The following is a 14,995-nucleotide window of genomic DNA, read 5'->3' on the forward strand; positions in this document are numbered from 1 at the left end:
GACGCATCGAGTTCGGCCTGCTGGGCGCGGTCAGCGGTTTGCTCGCGGCGCTGGGCACCGAGCTGGTGACATGGGTGCTGTACCGCTATGCCTTTGACCTGGCCTGGCACCCGCACGTGTGGTTGCTACTGCTGCCGGTGATCGGTGCGGTGCTGATCGGCGGTGCCGGGGTATTCGGGACGCGCCGCGCGCTGAATGCCAGCCCGCTGACGGTATTGCGCGAAGGTTGAAAGGATGATGGCCCGCAGCTTCAAAGCCTGCGGGCCATGATTGCCTATTTCACATACTCGATACCGGTGATCCACCAGCACACCTCGCCGTTCGGTGTCTGCACGATAGCCTCGTCGTCGACTTGCTTGCGCAACAGCGCCCGTGCCATCGGTGAGTCGATGGAGATGTAGTCCATCCGCTCATAGATCTCGTCATAGCCGACGATACGAAAACGCTTGGTCTCGCCCTGCTCGTTTTCAATATCGACCCAGGCACCGAAAAATACCTGCCCCTCCTGCTCGGGCATGTACTCCACCACGCGCATGTCTTCCAGACGCTTGCGCAGGTAGCGTACCCGCCGATCAATCTCACGCAGTAGCTTCTTGTTGTACTGGTAGTCCGCGTTCTCGCTACGATCCCCCAGGGAGGCGGCCCACGTCACCTTGCGCGTGGTGTCCGGACGCTTTTCGCGCCACAGGTAATCCAACTCCTTCTTCAGCGCTTCATGACCTTCTTTGGTAATCAGCTTGGTACTCAAACGCGTGCATCCCCAGGCAATGTCCATTGATTCCAATACGCCGCAGCTTGAAGGCCCGGCGTCGACGAACAGAGGGTGATGATAAATGAACGGGGGAAAGTAGCCAGACCCACTGACGCCTCGCATCACAAGTGGATTGCACCAGGATCGCTGCTGGGTTGCAGCGGCTCATTTCTCGCCAGGCCGTCCAACGCCTGGTCGAGTTCAAAGAGGACGGCATGCACATTCTGGCGCAACCCAGGTAACTGCACGAGCAGCGCCGCCAACGTCTCGCCCTTCTGGCGCGCCCGTAACTCTTGCACCTCGACTTGAGTGACCCGCTCCTCCAGGACGCGGGCGCGTTCATCCATTTGGCGCTGCCCTTGCTGCTGCGCACCCAAGGCATTTGCCAACTGTGCCTCACGCCCTTCCAGCGCCTGAGCCTGCAACTGCAGGGCGCCCTCCTCCTGCGCCATCCGACGGGTCAGCTCCTGGCGTTTTTGCTCAAGCTCCTCCAGCCCTTGCTGCAGTTGAACCTGGCGCTGCTCAAGCACCTCTTCGCGTTTTTGCATCGCGAGTTTTTGCTGGGTCAGTTCCTGGGCGACACGCGCGAGGTTGGTCAAGGTGCTATCCACCTCGAACAGCGAATTTTGCTCCGCCTGTTCGCTCAATGCCGGCGGCGCACTGGGTGCAACCACAACGGCCAGCGATTCATTTGGCGCCAAGACCTCTGGCGCCTGCCGCGGAGGTTGAGCCGGCCCCTGGATCATCACGGGCAAGACCTTTTCAGGCTCCTTCGTCACTTTGGGAGCCGAGACCATTCGGGAAGAAAAACGAATGGACGGGACAATCAGCGTGGGACTTTCAATAGCCTCTGACGCAGGGGCAGACGTACCCAAGGTAATCACCTTCATCACCAAGGCTTTCTTGATGTTCATTGAATGATGATCTTCGGGCCTGGCGGGCGGCAACTTGCAGCCTTTCAAGTCGACAAAATGATAAGGAACCTGGCCGTCACCTATACTGCCCGATTTGGTACCGGACGCCGCCAGGGTCAGTATTTGTTTAAATACCCGCATCGCAACTTGCAGATCTTCCTGAGCATCCACCCCGCCCAAGAAGTACCGTTCAACTTTCCTACGTAATGCTGCGACATATACCCGGGAACTACCCGGTTCTATTTCTTCATCCAGACTGTACACAAGAAAGTTTGACGCGATCTGGGGTATAGCAAAACCACAGAGCAGAGCGCCGTTGACCGGCGTATCTTCACCCGAGCGTTCAAGAACTAGGGTACGTAGAAGCATCATAGTAATCGGGCCTCATGACAACAAGCAAAGCGTATATAAACATCAGATAAACATCCGACCATCAACATGCATTTATCACTCAACGATTGTTTCAGCGCGCTAATCGACTGAACGTAGGACTTCTCTTATTAATATACTTCAGTGCTTCCAAGCACGATGCATTGAACGTACCATTTTTAAACCCGAGCCCTGTATCACTCAATAAAGGCGCTTGCCTCTTCATTCTTCTTGCCTTACCCACCGAATAGAAAAGCATAATGATCGAGATAAGCAACCTCACAAAATACTTGAACAAAAAGAGTGTAATCAGCGATGTCTCATTTTCTGCCAAACGCCAAGAGTGCCTTGGGTTATTTGGATTGGAGGGGGCAGGTAAAACTACACTTTTGAAAATGATCGCCGGCGCCACCCAGCCCTCCTCGGGGCAGGTGCGGATTTTGGGGCTGGATACACAAACCCACGGGTATCACGCACGCAAGGCAATAGGCTATCAACCCGAATCCGGCGTCAACCACCCGACCCTGTCAGTCAAGAACTTGCTCAGTTTCATCGCTACCGTTCGTGGATTCCAGGGCGCGGAGAAGCGCAGGCGGGTGGATCGCGCCGCCAGCCGACTCGAACTCTGGCCAGTCCTCGGTTACCCGATCAACACACTTCCGCCGGGCCTGAAACGCAAAGTCGCATTTGCCCAAGCCCTGCTGCACGACCCCGACGTGCTACTGCTGGACGAACCCGGCGAGGGCTTGGCGCCCCATCAGCAAGAGAAGATCAGCACGCTTATCCAGTCATTGGCCGACGAGATGACGATTATCGTTGCCTCACGCGATTGCGAAGCACTGGCCGGCGTCTGCACCCGGGCCCTGGTCATTGGCGGCGGTCGCCTGCTGGCGGACACCCCAATGCCCGAGCTACAGCGCAGCTCCCGGCACTTCCGGGCGGTCACCCTGGCGGCGAAGTCGGCCCTGGATTTGTTGGCACTCGCCGTGCTGCCCGGCGTGGCAGGTATCGAAGAAGACCGGCACGGTCCAGGCACGGTGACCGTTCTCGCCATGCCGGGACACTCCATCTACCCCGCCATCTGCGCATTGATTGCCAACCGGCGCTGGGAAATACACTCACTGAATCTGGAGCCAGGCCGCCTGAACGATGTCGTTCACCACCTGAGCCAGGAGGCATCCCATTGAACCTGCTGCCACCTGTTTTCAAACGCCAGCTTGCCAGCTATCTATCGGCACCTGCCACCTACCTGAGCATTGCAGTATTTCTGGTGCTGTCCGCCTTACTGGGGTTGCACACAAGCCCATTGCTGGAGCGAAGCAGCAGCGACTTGCAGGGCTTTTTTCAATGGCATCCTTGGTTGTACCTGTTACTGATCCCTGCGCTGTCGACTCAACTTTGGGCGGATGAGAACGAGACAGGCTTTGGCGATTTCATGAAAACCCTGCCTGTCAGGCCTGCGGAACTGGTTATTGGCAAATTCCTCGCCGCCTGGGTCGTGGCGGGCCTGGCATTATTGCTGACATTTCCCATCGTGACGGTTGTCAACTTGCTGGGCACTGCGGACAACGCGGTCATTGCCTCACAATTTCTGGCCAGTTGGTTATTAGCCGGGAGCTATCTCTCGGTCGGTGTTTTTATTTGCGCACTGACCCGCCAACGCCTGACCATTTTCATATTGACGCTGAGCCTGCTGTTATTGGCCAGCGGCGTGTCTTCGGTGTTGGATGCACTTGAGCGTCAAGCGCCCATCTGGATCATCGATAGTTTGACGTCTCTCAGCCCGCTCCTGCGTTTTGGCCTGATTGACCACGGGACACTTACCTTTCAAGACTGCGCGTATTTCATCAGCATGATCATTGCTTTTCTTGCTGCGACGACCGCTATCCTCAACTACAAGAACAGCTGAGAAGGAACACTCTCGATGCGATATCCATTGCGCACCGGCATGACACTTAGCGTCATACTGCTTTTGTTCCTCGCATTCAACCTGGTATGGGCAGTCAAACTTCCCGATCTACGCCAGGATTTTTCTCAACAAAAAACCAACACATTGTCACCCGAGGTAGTGCACTTACTCACCACACTGGAAAGCCCACTGGACTTCTACTACTTCAATTCAAGCCTACCGGCACAAAAAAGCAGCATCCTGAAACACTATGCCAAACGCGTTGAAGAAAAACTGAGAGCGTTCGAACACGCAGCAAACGGCAGGATCAATTTGCACATTATCGATCCCGCTCCCTTTTCAGAGGATGCCTACAAAGCAGGATTATATGGACTACGCGATCAACCGGGGTTCTTCGGTCTTATCGGCACTCGGGAGGGCCAAGCCGCCCAACGCATCCAATCGTTCGACCCAGAGAACGAGCCGCTGCTGGAGTATGAAATCAGCCACCTGATCACCCAGTTACAGCATCCGGAGCCCGCGGTCATTGGGCTGTTATCAGGGTTACCGGCAGAAGCGCCCATCGAACCGTTGGTGCTGGAATTGCACCGACATTTCGACCTACTGGAGTTGGAGCCGACTGCAGATCATGTCCCCTCGCGGATCAAAACCCTGATGCTCATAAACCCCCGCGAGCTGCCGGAGAAAACGCTGTACGCGGTTGACCAGTTCGTCCTGAACGGCGGCAAACTGCTGATGTTTATCGACCCCCTCGGCAAAGGCGACTCAAAGGCAACAGCCTCGGCCACCAGGCTAGACGGGTTGCTCGCCGGCTGGGGGGTCAGCATGCCGAGCAACAAGGTGCTGGTCGACCGCACCTATGCCCCATCGGAACATCAACCGGCCACATTCACCCTGCCACGCCAAGCGATGAATACCCATGATGTCAGCACCTGGAAGCTGGACACGGTGACCGTGTCGAACAGCGGCGCCCTGTTCTCCCTGGATAAAAGCCGAGCCACCTTCACGCCACTGCTGCGCAGCTCCAGACAGTCGTTACTGCTCGATTCCGGCGCCGTGGACAGCGCGTTCCCCACGCGTGGCGAGCGCCATGTGATCGCTGCCCGACTCGAAGGGCCAGCCTATTCAGCGTTTGCCGACGGATTTGGCGGGCAGCCGTCGGGGCTGCAGAAGGCGACGCAGATCCACGTGGTAGTGGTTGCCGATACGGATATGTTGAGCGAACCACCCAGCGGTTCCGCGCAAAACGCTAACAAACTGTTTGTAGTGAACGCTCTGGATAACCTCGCAGCACCGCAGGCCCTTGCGAATATTCGCCCGCGTGCAGTGGCGGGCCACTCATTGAACCTGCTGGAGAAGCGCCGCGAGGCTGCCGAGCGCGCCTACCAAGATCAGGCCGCCGATCTGGAGCAGCGCCTGGCACAAACGGAAAAGGAATGGCAGCGCCTTAACCCTGAGGGCACGACCCTGGGCACCGAGGCGGTCGATACCAACACCCAGTTGCAAGCGCTCAACAAGGAACGCCTGCGTTTACCGATGGAACTGCATGCGCTGAAAAACGTCCTTTACGCGCCGGTGCAGCGCCTGGAACGCAACATACAACTGCTGGTGATTGTGCCGTTGCCGGCACTGCTGGGCCTGATTGCCTGGGGGCTATTTCAATGGCGTCGCCGTCGTTGTCCGGTGCCGCCGTCGGCGTTTTATTGAGGGCTCAGCGCCGCGCGATCAAGCCTTGCCGGGCAATGCGCGTCAGTTGATGGATCACCTCGGCCGCATCTCTGGCGCTGGGCGCCTGGATCACCGCAAGGTCAAAGCTGTTGCTGGCAAAGCGCGCCAGAGAATCGCCATCCTCGACAAACTGGATCAGGAACGCCGAAGGCCGCCCGCCACGCCGCGGCCAACCATCCAGGTAACGCAACAGCGTCGGCTGGTGCTTGCCGCCGAGGAGAATTCTTGGATTGCGTTGATTCAGGTCCGCAGTGATCGGGGCCAGGCGTATGAGGGGGTGTGGTGCATTCATCGTGTCGTGTCTCTGCCTCAAAAGTCTGCGGGCAGGTGAGAGGCAACACCGAACCAGCGCTTTAGCGGTATTTCGAAGCCTGCGTCTTCAGTCAGAGCTGGCTTCTGTCGGGCTGCATCGAGTCCCAGTGGCGCCCCGCAATTAGCTGTTTAAATCGGCGCATAACCAACATCCTAGAGAAGCCGATGGGGCGGTGTCAAGAATCCCGCGCAACGAAAAGGCCCGCGCATGGCGGGCCTTCTCCAGGGGTTACAGGGCGATCAGTTGGCGATGGCGCGGTCGGCAGACAGTTTGCCAGCACCTTCGAACAGGACGGCCAGGGAGCCGCCGAGCAAGGCCAGGGCGAACTCATAACCGTTGTTCGCCATGAACAGACCGTTATGGATATGCACCGAGAAGATCGCCACCAGCGACAGAATAGTCAGGCCCAATGCCGCAGGGCGCGCCAGCAGACCGATGATCAGGGCCAGGCCGGCGAAGAACTCGGTACCGCCCGACAACAAGGCCATCAAGGTGCCCGGCGCCAGGCCAATGCTTTCCATCCACTGCGCGGTGCCCGCCAGGCCGTAGCCGCCAAACCAGCCAAAGAGTTTTTGCGAACCGTGGGCGGCGAAGATGATACCGACAACAATGCGCAGAACGGTCAGGCCATAGCCGGCGCGGGTGGACAGGATGCTTTTGATCAGTGGGCTCATGGTGATAATCCTTTTCAAAGTAGGGGTTGGTTGGCCGCTATATTAATCAGTTTATACAATGATAAAAGCCGAAAAATTGCCTGATAAATATCTATAAAATCGATCACTTGCGCGAAGCGATTTTCGGCTCCAACGCCGGCGGCTCCAGGGAGTCCCGTTCCCGATCAAACGCCAGGTAGTACTTATTGACGCTATTCACATAGCTGACGGCGCTCATCCCCACCTGCTCCATGGCAATGCGCTCGACCTGGAAGAACCACTGATTGGGGTTAAGCCCACGGCGCTTGGCTTCGGTACGCATGCCTTGCACGCGTTCCGGCCCCATGTTGTAGGCCGCCAGCACGAAAGCCATGCGCTCGCGCTCGTTGAGCTTGGGGCTGGCGAAAAACTTGCGGCGGATCATCGACAGGTAACGCGCGCTCGCCTGCACATTGCTGTCGAGATTCTCGATATTGTTCACCCCCACCCGCTGCGCCGCCGAAGGTGTGATCTGCATCAGGCCGGTGGGGCCACCGCTGCTGCGCGTACCTGGGTCGAGGGCGGACTCTTTGAAGGCCAGCGCAGCGAGGTTCAACCAATCCATGCCTTGCTCGCGCGCATGTTTTTGCAGGACCGGACGCAGTTTCTCGAGGCGCTGACGGTCGATGCGGGCCAGTGGGTTGCGCACTTGGTAAAGGCGTCGATAAATGCGCTGAAACGCCACGTCCTGGTCGGAAGGCGTGCGGTAGGTCTTGAGGAAACGATCAATACTTGCCCGCAGCATCGCGGCGTCCTGCCGCACGAACCAGTACTCCTCGCCCGGCTCATTGATCGCCACCTGTTTGTCGAAGCGCAGCTTGGGCAGGATCTTCGACCAACGTTCAGCGATGGGCTTCTCGACGATGGTCAGGTGAAAGATGCCGGCCTGGACCATCTCCAGCACATCCTCCACCGCCAGGCTCGGGTCGACCCACTCCACCTTGATCGGCGGCTGCTTGTGCAGGGCCAGCTTCTGGTTGACCTGGTTGATCGAATCCGCCGCCGCGCTGCCAGTGGTCAGCGTCAGGGTGCGCCCGGATAGCTGCTCCAACTTGGTAAACCGCCGCTCCCCCTTGACCCCCACCAGCCATAACGGCACGCCACTGGCGATCGGGTCGCTCGCGCTGATCTTGTGCGCGGCCTTTACTTCCAGCAATTCTCCGGGAGCCACCAAGTCGCCTTCGCCACGCGCCAGCGCGCCGAGCAGTTGCCCCTTGGCCTTGGGGATGATCTTGAGATTGATGTTCTGGCCATCGCGGGCTTGGTCGTTGAGGTATTGCTCGAACGCACGCAGGCGATGGTATTCGACACCAATGGCCTGACCCTGAATTTCACCGGAACTGTTGCGGCTCTGGTTGACCAGTACGCGCAGGGTACGACTGGAGCGAATCTCGGCCAGGTCGCGGACCTTGCTCGGCTTGGTCACTTCCAGCGGCCCGTCCAGCCGCGCGACCGCCGCCATGGGCAGCAATAACGTCAGGCACAACATAAGTAACGCCGAGGGTCGGATCATCCGCTCTCCGGAAAGAATACTGGCCAGCACCTTCGCGAAAAACGAGGGGCTGGAGGTCAGAAACAGAGCGCTTTATGCGCTGACAAAGTACGCAACGGCGGCACCAGGGCAGGCAACAGGCCCACCACAATGTCGCTTGCGACGTTCAAAGACAGCTATAACTCGTTGTAGTTCTTGGTTTTTCTTATAAATCTACAGCTCTGATATGCTTTCCGGCCGCAGGCGGAGATAGCACCATGCAACTCATTGATATCGGCGTCAACCTGACAAACCCAAGTTTCGACGAGAAGCACCAGGCCGTTCTCGAGCGCGCCTATGCCGCTGGCGTGCAACAATTGGTGCTCACCGGCACCCGTGTCGACGGCAGCGAACAGGCCCTGCAATTGTGCGAAAAACTCGATGAAAGCGGCCAACGGCTGTTCTGCACCGCCGGCATCCACCCCCACTCCGCCAGCGACTGGAACGGCGACAGCGCCCAACGCTTACGCAGTTTGCTCAACGACAGCCGCGTGCGCGCAGTGGGCGAATGCGGGCTGGATTTCAACCGCGATTTTTCCCCGCGCCCGCAGCAGGAAAAAGTCCTCGAAGAACACCTGGCCCTGGCCGTCGAGCTGAAACTGCCGGTATTTCTCCACGAACGCGACGCCAACCAGCGCCTGTTGGAGATCCTCAAGGATTACCGCGATCACTTGTCCGCCGCCGTGGTGCATTGCTTCACGGGCGAGCAGCAGGCGCTGTTCAGCTACCTCGACCTTGACTTGCATATCGGCATCACCGGCTGGATCTGCGACGAGCGCCGTGGGACGCACCTGCATCCGCTGGTCAGGGAAATTCCTCAGGGCCGCCTGATGCTGGAAAGCGATGCGCCTTACCTGCTGCCGCGCACCCTGCGGCCCAAGCCGAAAAACGGCCGCAACGAACCGGCCTACCTGCCGGAGGTGCTGCGCGAAGTTGCCCTGCACCGCAACGAAAGCCCGGAAGACCTGGCCCAGCACAGCACCGCCTGCGCCCGCGCCTTTTTCGGGCTGCCCACCGTGGTTTGATGCGACGCATTGACCCATATCAAAGTGACTTTTCTGAGTAACGGCACAATAATGGCACCTTGCCAATGCTGTTTCCGCGATCAGAGAAAACCTTCCATGGGTGCCTGGCTTAGCAATATCTCGCTGAAGTACAAATTCTGGGCCGTCAATGCGGTCGCTTTTATCACCACGCTGCTGTTGGTGTTATACGCCGTGCATCTCGAACAGCAGTCGCGCAGCCAGGCGTCCCAGACCTCGGCACAAGCTCAGGCGCGCTTGCTCAGCGCCTGGCCGACCGACAAGTCGCTGCCCAAGGGTGAGGCTTGGCTGACGTTTGCCCGTGGTCAAGTCCCACAGTTGGCCGATCTAGATCTGTCAGACCTGAGCAGTGCCAGCGGCTGGGTCGAACTCAATCACCTGCCATTGTTCGGCGAAAACCCGTTGATGGGCGCTGAAGTGGTCGCCCGCGCAGACGGGCAACAGATCGCAGTGCTCGCTTACGCGCCAAGCCTGAGCCAGGTGTTCAGTGAACGCTTCACCCACTACGCCGTAGCGGTGCTGATCCTGATGCTGGCAATGCTCTGCGCGTCGCAGTTGCTGATCCGCTTCCTGCTCAGCCAACTCAACACCCTCAAGGACGTGATGCTGCATGTCGAGAAAACCGGCGACCTGTCGGCGCGTGTCCCACTGGCCTGCAAAGATGAAGTCGGCCAGATGGCCAGCGCGTTCAACGCCATGCAAGCCGGCTACCAGCGGGTGGTCAACACCGTGGCCCGCACCGCCAAGCAGTTGGATGAAGGCGCCGCACGGCTGGCCAGCAGCATGAACGAGGTGCAGCACGGCATGCTCGGCCAGCAAAGCGAAACCGACCAGGCCGCCACTGCCATCAACGAGATGACGGCCACCGTCCACCACATTGCCCAGCACGCCGGCGCCACTCGCGATCTGTCCCAGACCGCCGACACCCTGGCCGGCAGCGGCCGCGAAGTGGTAGACCGGGTGCAACGCTCGATTGCCGGGCTGTCCAGCGGCGTGCAACAGACCGCCGAAATGATCCAGAAACTCGCCGAAGACAGCCAGAAAATCAACAGCGTGGTCAGCGTGATCCACAGCATCGCCGAACAGACCAACCTGCTCGCGCTTAACGCCGCCATCGAAGCCGCCCGCGCCGGGGAAATGGGTCGCGGTTTCGCGGTGGTCGCCGACGAAGTGCGCAACCTGGCCAAGCGCGTGCAAACCTCCACCGACGAAATCACCCACATGGTCTCGGCGCTGCAAGCCGGCACCCGCGACGCGGTGGACTTCATGCAGGAAAGCTCGTTCAAGGCCGACGACTGCGTGCAACAAGCCCAGGAAGCCGGCGCCGCACTGGCCGAAATCACCGGCGCCGTGGCGCAGATGCGCGAAAGCAACACCCAGATCGCCGTCGCCGCCGAGCAACAGAGCCATGTCGCCGAAGAGATGAACCGCGCGGTCGTGAGTATTCGTGATGTGACCGAAAACACCGTGCAACAAACTGTCGATTCGGCAACCACCAGCAATGAACTGGCCACGTTGGCCGGGGAGCTGAGCAAAGCGATCGGGCAGTTGAAGCTATAAGCAATACAAGGCGAGGCTATGGCCCCCATAGCCAGCCTTGATTCGCCGCGCCAGCCTACCCGACCTAAACTCTGTTCAAGTTGTTTCAACGGACAGAGGATTCACCATCATGGGCAAACGTCATCCCAATCTCCCCGCCTGGCAATGGCGTCAGTACCCGCAAAACCACCAGCACCCGACCAACCTGGCGTTGCACATGATCGCGGTGCCGCTGTTTATCATCGGGTTTCTGTTGATCGTTTCCGGAGTGTTCAGCCTGAGCCTGGCCAGTTTGGCCGTGGGCGTTGTCGGTATCCTGGCCGGCCTTGCGCTGCAGCGGCATGGCCACAACCTGGAAGCCCAGGCCAGTGAACCCTTCAGTGATCGCAAAGATGCCGTCCAACGCCTGGTGGTCGAGCAGTTCGTGACCTTCCCGCGCTTTGTGTTGAGCGGCGGCTGGTGGCGCGCCTGGCGTAAGCGCCACCAGCACTGAGGGTCAGGCGAAGACCACCACGGTCTGGCGGCTGATGGCGATCAACTCGCCGGCCGGGCTCCATAGCGCGGCGGCGGCATGGCCGTAGCCGTCGCGGGCGTGTTCGATGGTGACGTGGTACTGGCACCAGTCAAGTGTGCTCAGGTCTTGCAGCGGCTGGATAAACTCGATGGTCCAGGTCAGGGTGCTGCCCGGCGCGGGCTTTCTAAGGTGCGGCAGCACGGCCGGCGGCCAGGCATCCACCAGGGCGAGGATGTGCGACTCGGTCAGCGGCTCTTCTTTCACATCGCCGCGCAACCGCACCCAACCGCCCATGTCGCGGGAGGTGTTGCCGGTAAACGGCAAGCCGCCGACACTCCAGCGCATCGCCAGGTGCCGCATGAACTCCGGGGTGACGCCCTGGATGTAAGGCAGCTCCTGGCATTCCTCCCAGTGTTTGAAGGTCGGCGGCGGTTCGCTCGCCACCACGACTTGCGACTCACGGGAGGCACCGAAACTGGCCTGGACCAGGGTCGCCACTTCGCCGTTCTGCACCACCCGGCCAAGCAATTGACTGACGGCCTTGCCTTCGCGCAACACTTCGACTTGGTAACTGGCGGGCACACCCGGTGCTACCGGGCCGACGAAGGTGATTGCCAACGAGCGCAAAGGCCGGTCGGCGGGGACTTGGGCACGCAGCGCCTCGTATTGCAATGCGGCCACCAGGCCACCAAAGCTCGCGCGGCCCTGTGCCCATTCGGCGGGGATGATGACCGCCTGCGGGTGGCTACGGGCGGCGTCGAGCAAATCACTAAAGCGCATGGCGACCTCACATCAAAAAGACCAGAGGTGCGATCTTAACCAGCGTGCCCGCCAGGTACAGCGCCTATTCCGGCCAAAAACCGGACCGGTTCAGAAACAATCCTCGCTGAGTTTGTCCAGCACCCGATCCGCCTCGCCTTCGGCCTGGGCCATGGTGCGACGCCATACCGTGACACACGGCTGCAGATCGGCTTGATGTTCAGCCTGGACCAGCCACTGCCAGCAATCATGCCAATCGCCCAGGGCGCCTTGGGCTTCTTTCAAGCGCGACATGGCCTTGGCCGGGAGTTTGTCCAGCTCGGGGTAGGCTTCGGCGGCGTAGCGCACGCGCTTGATCAACAAACGCAGACGATGGCGATCGTGGCTTGGGTCCTGCAGGGCGTCATCGAGTTTGCGCCATTGCTTGACCAGGCGCTTGTCGATACGCAGGCGCAGGCCCTTGAGCAATTTCTGGTGTTGCGACGCACGGATAAAACGCGGGAATGCATCGAGGATTTGCAGCAGGTGGGCCAATTCCGGGCCCTGCGCGACGTGGCGATAGGCATCGGGTTGCAGACGCAGGCGACGGTCGGCGGCGGCAGGGTGACCATGCTGGAGCAGATACGCGGCCAGCACTTCACGATCACGCAACGGCGTGGTCAATTGGCCGACGGTGCGGGCGGCCAATTCGAGTTGTTCGACGCCCGGCAACCCGCGCAAAGGCCGCAAAAGGCTGCGCAGGCGCCGCACGGTGGTGCGCAAATCATGCAGGGCCTCATCGTCGGTGACGGCGGCGAGCCGAGCCTGGCAGCTCAGTAACCCAACTTCCAGGCCGATGACCTGAGCGACTAACTGATCTACCAAAGCTGACATGCTTTACTCCACTGACGACGAATAATCCCTGCATCACTCAAGACCTGTGACGCAGCCTCATTGCACTCGGCAACGGCTACGAATCAGCGGCCGGCGCGAGACTCACGAATATAGAAACGCGCCTTTTCGGCTTTGTTGGCACAGCCTTCAAAGGCTTCGAATTGCTGCTGGGTCTTGGCGCCGGTCAGCAGGGACAAGGCCTTGGAGTAGCTCACGGTACCGGCAAAGCCTTCGGCCTTGGCCAAGTCCAGTTCTTTCCACGCGGCGTCCAGTTGGCTGCCGCAGCTGTCGCGATAGGCGCTTTTCCCGGCACAACCGGCCAGAGCCAACATGATCACAGGCACACACATCCAGGCTTTCATCGATGACACCTCAAAATAAAGAAAAACAGTCGGATTCTGTAGACGTTGCCTACAAAGAAAAGTGCCTTGTCCACTACCTGAAATCAGAAGCGCCTATTGCCAGAGCATACCCGAGCGCGGCCGTTATTCTGGAAAAATATTGCGCGGTTGCGCGAAGATTGAAGCCGCCCCCTCATTGGGTGCATTGTGGGCGCCTGCTTAACGAAGGACATCGACCATGAAGAAGCGTGTTGCCTTGGTGCTGGGCTCCGGTGGAGCTAGGGGCTACGCCCATATCGGGGTGATCGAGGAAATCGAACGGCGCGGCTACGACATCGCCTGTATCGCCGGCTGTTCCATGGGCGCGGTGGTGGGCGGAATCTACGCCGCCGGTAAACTCGACGAGTATCGGAACTGGATCGAAAGCCTGGATTACCTCGACGTATTACGCCTGGTCGATGTGAGCTTTCGCCTGGGTGCGATTCGCGGCGAGAAGGTCTTCGGGCAGATCCGCAAGATCGTCGGCGAAATCAACATCGAAGAGCTGCGCATCCCCTACACCGCCGTGGCCACCGACCTCACCAACCAGCAGGAAATCTGGTTCCAGGAAGGCTGCCTGCACCAGGCCATGCGCGCCTCGGCGGCGATTCCGAGCCTGTTCACCCCGGTGATGCAAGGCAACCGCATGCTGGTGGACGGCGGCCTGCTCAACCCGCTGCCGATCGTGCCGGTGGTGTCGAGCCATTGCGACTTGATCATTGCGGTCAACCTCAACGCGACCAACCAGAAGCACTATCACTTGCCGGTGATCCAGCGTCCGCCGGCGTTCAAGAGCCGCTTCAACAGCTTGGCGAAGTCGCTGGGTTCGCACTTGCCGTTTCGCCGCAAACAGGCCGAGCAGTTGATGAAGCTCGAACAGGAAGCCTTGCAGGCCCACGCGGCCGAGATCAACCCGTGGCTGGAGTCGGCCGAACCCGAAGCCCAGCAACCCGCCGCCGCACCGGAAACCGCCGGGGCGCCGAAGTCAGCGACCGGTTCGTTCATCATCGATAACGTCGGCCCGGCATCGTTGCTGGACCTGATCAACCAGAGCTTCGAGGTGATGCAGACATCGCTGGCGCAGTACAAGATCGCCGGCTACCCGCCGGACGTCCTGATCAACGTGCCGAAGCGGGTATGCCGGTTTTTCGAGTTCTACAAGGCACCGGAATTGATCGCCCTGGGGCGCGAGATTGCCAGTGATACGTTGGATCGGTATGAAAGTGAGCAGCACTGAGATTGGCGGTGTGGCTGAGGGCCCTATCGGGGGCAAGCCGAATCGTCGCACCGCCCCTCCCACACTTTGATTTGTGAACACATTTCAAAATGTGGGAGGGGCGGTGCGACGATTCGACTTGCCCCCGATGAGGCCCTGACAGCCAACGAAAATCCATCAGGCATTAAGCCCCCAACAACCGATACCCCACCCCCGCCTCGGTCACGATAAACCGCGGCTGAGTCGGATCATCCGCCAGCTTCTGGCGCAGGTGGCCCACCACGATGCGCAGGTAGTGGCTGTCCTCGGTATGGGTCGGCCCCCAGATATCCTTGAGCAATTGCTGCTGGGTAATCACCCGCCCCGGATGACGCGCCAGTTGCGCCAGCACCGCGTACTCCTTGCGGGTCAGCGCCACTTCGACGCCGTCCAGCAGCACCCGGCGGTAGGCCAGGTCCACTGTC

At 59.7% G+C, this 14,995-nt stretch carries 16 protein-coding genes and 1 pseudogene; 8 read left to right on the plus strand and 9 right to left on the minus strand.

Annotated elements, in window-relative coordinates:
- A pseudogene (locus L9Z73_RS12885) lies at positions 1 to 230 on the plus strand (ABC transporter permease); the annotation flags it as partial.
- Positions 231 to 274: 44 nt separating this feature from the next.
- Here L9Z73_RS12885 and greB read toward each other — a convergent pair.
- Entirely contained in the window at positions 275 to 748 is a 474-nt protein-coding gene (gene greB / locus L9Z73_RS12890) for a transcription elongation factor GreB (RefSeq protein WP_247401518.1), read from the minus strand.
- Between the two features lie 125 nt (positions 749 to 873).
- The gene (locus tag L9Z73_RS12895; protein WP_247401522.1) at positions 874 to 2,037 is read right to left on the minus strand and encodes a hypothetical protein; all 1,164 of its coding nucleotides are present in this window, start codon (positions 2,035 to 2,037) and stop codon (positions 874 to 876) included.
- A gap of 257 nt (positions 2,038 to 2,294) precedes the next feature.
- On the opposite strand from L9Z73_RS12895, the gene L9Z73_RS12900 reads away from it, so the two are divergent.
- Genes L9Z73_RS12900 through L9Z73_RS12910 form a run of 3 tightly spaced genes read left to right on the plus strand, consistent with a single transcriptional unit; the run spans position 2,295 to position 5,650 of the window.
- On the plus strand, positions 2,295 to 3,221 hold the full coding sequence (locus tag L9Z73_RS12900; protein WP_247401525.1) for an ABC transporter ATP-binding protein: 927 nt from the start codon (positions 2,295 to 2,297) through the stop codon (positions 3,219 to 3,221).
- A complete protein-coding gene (locus tag L9Z73_RS12905; protein ID WP_247401526.1) occupies positions 3,218 to 3,943 on the plus strand; it encodes an ABC-2 transporter permease in 726 nt (241 codons plus the stop codon). The genes L9Z73_RS12900 and L9Z73_RS12905 overlap by 4 nt, the downstream gene beginning before the upstream one ends.
- Before the next feature lie 15 nt (positions 3,944 to 3,958).
- Positions 3,959 to 5,650, plus strand: a complete 1,692-nt coding sequence (locus L9Z73_RS12910) for a Gldg family protein (RefSeq protein WP_247401527.1) — start codon at positions 3,959 to 3,961, stop codon at positions 5,648 to 5,650.
- 4 nt (positions 5,651 to 5,654) lie between these two features.
- Here the strand turns inward: L9Z73_RS12910 and L9Z73_RS12915 are convergent, their stop codons facing one another.
- The 3 genes from L9Z73_RS12915 to L9Z73_RS12925 all read right to left on the minus strand — a co-directional run bounded on the left by L9Z73_RS12915 (position 5,655) and on the right by L9Z73_RS12925 (position 8,189).
- Positions 5,655 to 5,963 carry a class I SAM-dependent methyltransferase gene (locus tag L9Z73_RS12915; protein WP_177033342.1) on the minus strand — a complete coding sequence of 103 codons (309 nt, stop codon included), beginning with the start codon at positions 5,961 to 5,963 and terminating at the stop codon, positions 5,655 to 5,657.
- 260 nt (positions 5,964 to 6,223) lie between these two features.
- Entirely contained in the window at positions 6,224 to 6,658 is a 435-nt protein-coding gene (locus tag L9Z73_RS12920) for a DoxX family protein (RefSeq protein ID WP_177033344.1), read from the minus strand.
- A 103-nt stretch (positions 6,659 to 6,761) separates the two neighbouring features.
- Positions 6,762 to 8,189 (minus strand): transglycosylase SLT domain-containing protein, encoded by a 1,428-nt coding sequence (locus tag L9Z73_RS12925; RefSeq protein WP_247401536.1) that lies wholly within the window; start codon positions 8,187 to 8,189, stop codon positions 6,762 to 6,764.
- A gap of 236 nt (positions 8,190 to 8,425) precedes the next feature.
- Here L9Z73_RS12925 and L9Z73_RS12930 point away from each other — a divergent pair, with 236 nt between their 5' ends.
- The 3 genes from L9Z73_RS12930 (at position 8,426) to L9Z73_RS12940 (ending at position 11,282) form a co-directional block, all read left to right on the plus strand.
- Positions 8,426 to 9,232: a TatD family hydrolase gene (locus tag L9Z73_RS12930; protein ID WP_247401537.1), complete on the plus strand. Its 807-nt coding sequence runs from the start codon at positions 8,426 to 8,428 to the stop codon at positions 9,230 to 9,232.
- A 96-nt stretch (positions 9,233 to 9,328) separates the two neighbouring features.
- Complete coding sequence (locus L9Z73_RS12935) at positions 9,329 to 10,810, plus strand: methyl-accepting chemotaxis protein (RefSeq protein ID WP_247401540.1); 1,482 nt, start codon at positions 9,329 to 9,331, stop codon at positions 10,808 to 10,810.
- Between the two features lie 109 nt (positions 10,811 to 10,919).
- Positions 10,920 to 11,282, plus strand: a complete 363-nt coding sequence (locus L9Z73_RS12940; RefSeq protein ID WP_247401543.1) for an Mpo1-like protein — start codon at positions 10,920 to 10,922, stop codon at positions 11,280 to 11,282.
- 3 nt (positions 11,283 to 11,285) lie between these two features.
- Here the strand turns inward: L9Z73_RS12940 and L9Z73_RS12945 are convergent, their stop codons facing one another.
- From L9Z73_RS12945 to L9Z73_RS12955, 3 genes are all read right to left on the minus strand, one after another.
- Entirely contained in the window at positions 11,286 to 12,083 is a 798-nt protein-coding gene (locus tag L9Z73_RS12945; protein ID WP_247401546.1) for an acyl-CoA thioesterase, read from the minus strand.
- Positions 12,084 to 12,173: 90 nt separating this feature from the next.
- Positions 12,174 to 12,935, minus strand: a complete 762-nt coding sequence (locus L9Z73_RS12950; protein ID WP_247401550.1) for a CHAD domain-containing protein — start codon at positions 12,933 to 12,935, stop codon at positions 12,174 to 12,176.
- 83 nt (positions 12,936 to 13,018) lie between these two features.
- A complete protein-coding gene (locus tag L9Z73_RS12955) occupies positions 13,019 to 13,297 on the minus strand; it encodes a hypothetical protein (protein WP_177033358.1) in 279 nt (92 codons plus the stop codon).
- A 217-nt stretch (positions 13,298 to 13,514) separates the two neighbouring features.
- On the opposite strand from L9Z73_RS12955, the gene L9Z73_RS12960 reads away from it, so the two are divergent.
- The gene (locus tag L9Z73_RS12960) at positions 13,515 to 14,552 is read left to right on the plus strand and encodes a patatin-like phospholipase family protein (RefSeq protein ID WP_177033360.1); all 1,038 of its coding nucleotides are present in this window, start codon (positions 13,515 to 13,517) and stop codon (positions 14,550 to 14,552) included.
- A 163-nt stretch (positions 14,553 to 14,715) separates the two neighbouring features.
- On the opposite strand, the gene L9Z73_RS12965 is transcribed toward L9Z73_RS12960, so the two are convergent.
- The coding region (locus L9Z73_RS12965) for a winged helix-turn-helix domain-containing protein (RefSeq protein ID WP_247401553.1) at positions 14,716 to 14,995 on the minus strand (280 nt) is incomplete at its 5' end.

Origin of the sequence: Pseudomonas emilianonis (genome assembly GCF_023072625.1) — a bacterium.
Lineage (GTDB): Bacteria > Pseudomonadota > Gammaproteobacteria > Pseudomonadales > Pseudomonadaceae > Aquipseudomonas > Aquipseudomonas paraveronii.